At 74.6% G+C, this 4,907-nt stretch carries 4 protein-coding genes; 3 read left to right on the plus strand and 1 reads right to left on the minus strand.

Annotated elements, in window-relative coordinates:
• Positions 1-112: 112 nt before the first annotated feature.
• On the minus strand, positions 113-1,456 hold the full coding sequence (locus ACFV6D_RS36465) for a class II 3-deoxy-7-phosphoheptulonate synthase (protein WP_063351485.1): 1,344 nt from the start codon (positions 1,454-1,456) through the stop codon (positions 113-115).
• Positions 1,457-1,651: 195 nt separating this feature from the next.
• Here ACFV6D_RS36465 and ACFV6D_RS36470 point away from each other — a divergent pair, with 195 nt between their 5' ends.
• From ACFV6D_RS36470 to trpD, 3 genes are read left to right on the plus strand one after another with little or no spacing between them, the layout of a single operon-like run.
• Positions 1,652-3,151 (plus strand): anthranilate synthase component I family protein, encoded by a 1,500-nt coding sequence (locus tag ACFV6D_RS36470; protein WP_380345904.1) that lies wholly within the window; start codon positions 1,652-1,654, stop codon positions 3,149-3,151.
• Positions 3,148-3,723 carry an aminodeoxychorismate/anthranilate synthase component II gene (locus ACFV6D_RS36475; RefSeq protein ID WP_063349726.1) on the plus strand — a complete coding sequence of 192 codons (576 nt, stop codon included), beginning with the start codon at positions 3,148-3,150 and terminating at the stop codon, positions 3,721-3,723. Before ACFV6D_RS36470 ends, ACFV6D_RS36475 begins: the two co-directional genes overlap by 4 nt.
• Positions 3,724-3,763: 40 nt before the next feature.
• On the plus strand, positions 3,764-4,825 hold the full coding sequence (gene trpD / locus ACFV6D_RS36480) for an anthranilate phosphoribosyltransferase (protein WP_380345906.1): 1,062 nt from the start codon (positions 3,764-3,766) through the stop codon (positions 4,823-4,825).
• Positions 4,826-4,907: the final 82 nt, after the last annotated feature.

The following is a 4,907-nucleotide window of genomic DNA, read 5'->3' on the forward strand; positions in this document are numbered from 1 at the left end:
GTGGTGCCGCGGGCCCCCGGGCGGCGCCCTACACACAAAACACCGCCCGCGCATGCCGGGGGTCGCGGGCGGCCGGCCCCCCCCGCCCCCCCACCCGTCGCCCGGGGCGGTTTCAGGCCTTCATCAGCTCCGCGACCCGGAAGGCGAGATCGAGGGACTGGCGGTGGTTCAGCCGCGGGTCGCAGGCCGTCTCGTAGCGCTGGTGCAGGTCCTCGGCGCGGACCTGGTCGCCGCCGCCGAGGCACTCCGTGACGTCGTCGCCGGTGAGCTCGACGTGGATGCCGCCGGCGTGCGTGCCCAGCTCCCGGTGCACCTCGAAGAAGCCGGCGACCTCGCCCAGGATGTCGTCGAAGCGGCGGGTCTTGCGGCCGTCGTCGGTCTGGACGGTGTTGCCGTGCATCGGGTCGCAGATCCAGGCGACCCGGGCGCCCTCCGCCGTGACCTTCTCCACCAGCGGCGGCAGCAGTTCGCGCACCCGGCCCGCGCCCATCCGCACCACGAAGGTCAGCCGGCCGGGCCGGCGGTCGGGGTCGAGGCGGTCGACGTAGCCGAGGACCTCGTCCGCGGTGGTCGTGGGGCCGAGCTTGACGGCGATCGGGTTGTGGATCCCGGCGAAGTAGGCGATGTGCGCGTCGTCCAGGCCCCTGGTCCGCTCGCCGACCCAGAGCAGGTGCCCGCTGGTGGCGTAGTGCGCCCCGGTGCGCGGGTCTGTGCGGGTGAGGGGCTGCTCGTAGTCCAGCAGCAGTCCCTCGTGGCTGGCGAAGAACTCGGCCTCCAGCAGCCCGGCCGGGTCGCAGCCGCAGGCTTGCAGGAAGCGCAGGGCGCGGTCCACGCCGTCGGCCAGTTCCTCGTAGCGGCGGGCCTCGGCGGAGTCCTCCAGGAAGCCGCGGTTCCACTGGTGGGCCTGGTAGAGGGAGGCGCTGCCGCCGGCCGCGAAGCCGCGGACCAGGTTGAGGGTGACCGCCGACGCCTCGTACATCCGCCGCAGCCGCGCCGGGTCCGGGCGGCGGGCCGCCTCGGTGAACTCCGGGCCGTTGACCGCGTCGCCCCGGTAGGAGGGCAGGCTGAGGCCGTCGCGGGTCTCGTCCGGCTGGGAACGGGGCTTGGCGTACTGCCCGGCCAGCCGGCCGATCTTCACGACCGGGACGCCGCTCGCGTAGGTCAGCACCACCGCCATCTGCAGCAGGGTGCGCAGCTTGGCGGTGACCGCGTCCGCGGTGAGGCCGCCGAAGGTCTCGGCGCAGTCGCCGCCCTGGAGGACGAAGGCCTCGCCGGCGGCGACGGCGGCCATCCGGTCGGTCAGCCGGTCGCACTCCTCGGCGAGGACCAGGGGTGGGGCGGCCGACAGGTCGGCGACCACCTCGCGCAGCGCCGCCTGGTCCGGCCACTGCGGTTGCTGGGCCGCCGGCAGGGAACGCCAGGCGGCAGGTGCTCCGGTCTGCGGAATTCGATTCATCACGGCCCTCGGATGGGAACGGAAATCGCTGGCCCGCTCATTGCAGCCCGGCTGCGGAAAGAAGGTCAAGCGTCCGCGAATTGGCCTGCTCCCACACCGGAGAACTGGTCTGACCGCCTTCCGGGACGAACGGATTGACTGGGGGCCATTCGTTCACCGGCCGTACCCAGCCGGCCATTCACGATGAGGATTCCGATGCCAGACGCGCCATCGCACCCTCCGTTCGCCGTCCGGCTCGGCACCGCGCCGCTGCCGCCGCACGACCCGCTGGAGCTGTACACGCGGCTGGGCGACCGGCTCGGCGCGGAGCAGGTGTACCTGCTGGAGAGCCTGACCGAGTCCGGCCGGCAGGGCGGGCCCGCGGTGCTCGGCTGCGGCCCGCTCGCCGAGATCCGGCTGTACGGCTCGTACCTGGAGATCGACGGGATCGCGGAGCTCGCCCCGGTGCTGCGGGCGACCGCCGAGGCGGCGGGCCTCACCCCCGCCGCCGACGCCCCCGGGCGGCTGGAGGCCCCCGACCCGGCCCGCGTCTGGGAGTTCCTGCGGCGCGCGCAGGGCCTGTTCGGCCTGGAGCCTGGCCTGCCCGGCGACCGCTTCCACTTCGGCTTCCTGGCCCGGTTCGGCTACGACGCGGCCTGGCACATGGAGGACCTGCCGGCCCGGGCGCTGCCGCCGGCCCGCCCGGACGCCGTGCTGACGCTGTTCCGCGACAGCGTGCACTACGGCACCGACGGCGCGCCGGTCCTGCGGACCGCCGACAGCCCGGCCTTCGGCGAGCACGGCCGGCACGACCTCGCGGGCGCGGCCCGGGAGGCGGCCGGGCAGGAACCGCAGGCCGCGTGCCCGCCGGCCGCCCGCCCGCAGTCCGTGCACGACAGCGTGGACCGCGACACCTTCCACGGCTGGGTCCGGCGCTGCCTGGAGCACATCGGGGTCGGCGACATCTACCAGATCCAGGTCGGCCACCGGATCGACGTCCGCACCGCGCTGACGCCGGTCGAGGTCTACCGGCGGCTGCGCTCGCGCAACCCCTCCCCGCACATGTACCTGCTCCCGAACGGCGAGGGCACGCTGATCGGCGCCAGCCCCGAGCTGCTGTTCCGGATCGAGGACGGCCGGATCGTGATGCGCCCGATCGCCGGCACCACCCGTCGCGACCAGGACGAGGAGGAGAACGAGCGGCGGATCAAGGCCCTGCTGGCGAGCACCAAGGAGCAGGCCGAGCACGTCATGCTCGTCGACCTCTCCCGCAACGACATCAGCCGGGTCTGCAAGCCGCACACCCTGACGGCCGACGACCTGATGGTGGTGGAGACCTTCTCGCACGTCTTCCACCTGGTGTCCACGGTCAGCGCCGAGCTGGAGGAGGACGCCGACGTGTGGCGGTCGCTGTGCGCGACCTTCCCGGCCGGCACCATGACCGGCGCGCCCAAGCTGCGCGCCATGGAGATCATCCACGAGATCGAGCGGGAGCCGCGCGGGGCCTACGCCGGCGCCGTCGGCCTGATCGACGTCGGCGGCTGGAGCGAACTGGCGCTGTGCATCCGCACGATCGCGCACGACGGCGCGGTGTACTCCGTGCAGAGTTCCGCGGGGATCGTCGCCGACTCGACCCCCGAGGGCGAGTGGAACGAGACGTTGGCGAAGCTGGGCGCCGCCTACTGGGCCCTGACGGGTGAGGAGTTGACGGCGTGAAGGTTCTGCTGGTGGACGCGCGGGACAGCTTCGTCCACATCATCGACCAGTACCTGCGGGCGCTCGGCGCGGACACCGAGGTGGTCCGCTCGCACACCCGCACCCCCGAGCAGCTGGCCGCGACCGCGCCCGACGCGGTCGTGCTCGGCCCCGGCCCCGGGCACCCGGCGGCCTCCGGCCACGTCGAACTCGTCCACCACTTCGCCGGGAAGGTCCCGCTGCTCGGCGTGTGCCTGGGCCACCAGGCGATCGGCCTGGCGTTCGGCGGGCGGGTCCAGGTCGCCGACCGGCTGATGCACGGGCGCACCAGCACCGTGACGCACGACGGGCGCGGCCTGTTCGCCGGCCTCGGCAACAGCCTCACCGCGACCAGGTACCACTCCCTGATCGTCACCCAGCCGCTGCCCGAGGACCTGGAACTCACCGCGACCGCCGACGACGACGGCTACGTCATGGGCATGCGGCACCGCAGCCTGCCCATCGAGTCGGTGCAGTTCCACCCCGAGAGCATCACCACCACCGGCGGCATGCAGCTGCTGGAGAACTTCCTCGCGGTCGGCGCCGGGCGCTGACCGCACGCACATCGGAATCGACGAGCGGAATGGGTGACCAGTGACAGGGAATGGTGAATCGCGCAGCTGGCCGCAGCTGCTCGCGGCGCTGATCGGCGGGACGGACCTGAGCACCGCCGACACCGCCTGGGCGATGGACCGGGTGATGCGCGGCGAGGCGGCGCCGGCGCAGCTGGCCGGGTTCCTGGTGGCGCTGCGGGCCAAGGGCGAGACCGCCGAGGAGGTCGACGGGCTGGTCCGGGCCGCGCGCGAGCACACGGTGCGGGTCGACGTGCCGGGGCCGACGCTGGACATCGTCGGCACCGGCGGGGACGGCGCGAAGACCGTGAACGTGTCCACCATGGCCGCGATCGTGGCGGCCGCCGCCGGGGCCCGGGTGGTCAAGCACGGCAACCGCTCGGCCTCCTCCGCCTCCGGCTCGGCGGACGTGCTGGAGCGGCTCGGCATCGCGCTGGAGCTCTCGGCCGAGGAGGTGGCCCGCTCGGTGCGCGAGGTCGGGATCGGCTTCTGCTTCGCCCCCGCCTTCCACCCGGCGTTCCGCCACGCGGCCGTCGCCCGCAAGGAGTTGGGCGTGCCGACGGCGTTCAACGCGCTGGGCCCGCTGACCAACCCGGCCTCGCCCACGGCCATGGCGGTCGGCGTCGCCGATCCCCGGCTGGGCCCGCTGATCGCCGCCGTGTTCGCCCGCCAGGGCGTGGACGCGCTGGTCTTCCGGGGCGACGACGGCCTCGACGAACTGTCCGTCTCCACCACCTCGACGGTCTGGACGGCGACCACCGGCCGGTTCGTGCAGGAGCGGCTCGACCCGCGCGAGCTCGGGATCGCCACGGCGGCCCCGGACGCGCTGCGCGGCGGCGACGCCGCCCACAACGCGGGCGTGGTCCACGCCGTCCTGGACGGCGAGCAGGGCCCCGTCCGCGACGCCGTCCTGCTGTCCGCGGCGGCTGGCCTGGCGGCGCTGACGCCCTCCGAACAGCCGGTCGTCGAGCGGCTGGCGGCCGCACTGCCCCGGGCCGCCGAGGCGGTCGACTCGGGCGCGGCGGCCGCCCTGCTGAAGCGCTGGGCCGAGAGCGGGCCGCCGCGCGCGGGGCGGCCGGACTGACCCCCCCCCGGGCCGCCGCCGTCGGGCGGCGGCACCGGGGCGCGACGCCGACGGGCCGCGCGGACCTCCTCGGGGGGAGGCC

Source organism: Kitasatospora sp. NPDC059812 (genome assembly GCF_042732075.1).
Lineage (GTDB): Bacteria > Actinomycetota > Actinomycetes > Streptomycetales > Streptomycetaceae > Kitasatospora.